Genomic DNA, 1142 nt, shown 5'->3' with positions numbered 1-1142 from the left:
CGATAAACTTTTCGATCCCATTCTTCCTATAGAAGAAGAACGTGTTCGTATTGTACAAAATGGTGATACGTTAAAAATTGCAGAAGACCGTACACTTACATTTTACGATACACCAGGACATGCGAAGCACCATATTAGCATTCACGATTCATTAACAAATGGTATTTTCACTGGCGATACAATTGGAATTTATTATAGAGAACTCGCAGACCTTGGTGTAGAACTATATTTACCATCAACATCGCCTTCACAATTTCAACCAGATGCGATGATTGCTTCTAAAAATCATATTCAAAGTATGAATGTAGATACAATTTATTTCGGCCATTACGGTGCATCATCCAATGTTACAGAAGTATATAACCAACTGGAACATTGGCTACCTATTTTCGTTCATACTGGTAAAGAGGTCTTTGAACAGTATAATGATTTCGATGAAGCGACTAAAGCTTTACAAACTGTATTAATGGATAAGATCTCTTCTCATCTTACAAAATTAAACGTTCCATCAGATCATTCCGTTTATAATATTTTACATCTAGATATAGAAATTAGCGCAATGGGCATTATTGATTATTTCACGAAGCAAGAAAAAGCAAACTCCACTATTAACTAACAGTAAAAGAAGAGATATACAACAGTTGTTATTGTATATCTCTTCTTTTTTTGAATATATTTTGAGTAAAGGGTGGTGGAATATAATGCAAAAAGTGATGCTATACCTCTGCTTCACATTATTTATCGTCTTATTATTATTTGTCGGAGTGAAAATTCAATTTTATTTAGATACAGATGCCCAGGCGAACTTTAACGTTTATCCAAGATTATTCTACTTTACACTCTTCCCTCTTATCGTTGGCATTTTATTACGATTCCTCCAATCTATTAATCGCGAAACGAGTAAACAAAACTGGCGCTTTCAACCGGATAAATTTATTGCTATTACGTTGCCTATGCTATTCATTTCCTTTTCTCCAGCCCTACTCTTTTCACCAGTTGGTTCGTACTTACCTTATTTAGCTAATATTATTCTTATAAATACATCTTTTGTTACGATAATTAGTTTAATAGCTGGTTATTCACTGTTAGATTGTTTTATAAAAAAAGACATTGCAAATATGAAAAAATATAATTGATAACCA

At 32.5% G+C, this 1142-nt stretch carries 2 protein-coding genes; both read left to right on the top strand.

Annotation, left to right across the window (positions count from 1 at the left end; genetic code table 11):
• Positions 1-616: MBL fold metallo-hydrolase (locus RCF13_RS11300; RefSeq protein WP_308141186.1), on the top strand; the 616-nt coding region annotated here is incomplete at its 5' end.
• Between the two features lie 85 nt (positions 617-701).
• On the top strand, positions 702-1136 hold the full coding sequence (locus tag RCF13_RS11295) for a hypothetical protein (RefSeq protein WP_001174525.1): 435 nt from the start codon (positions 702-704) through the stop codon (positions 1134-1136).
• The last annotated feature ends 6 nt before the right edge of the window (positions 1137-1142 follow it).

The organism is Stenotrophomonas maltophilia group sp. RNC7 (assembly GCF_030910085.1).
GTDB classification, from domain to species: domain Bacteria; phylum Pseudomonadota; class Gammaproteobacteria; order Xanthomonadales; family Xanthomonadaceae; genus Stenotrophomonas; species Stenotrophomonas sepilia.
This window is presented reverse-complemented; position numbering and strand designations above follow the sequence as displayed.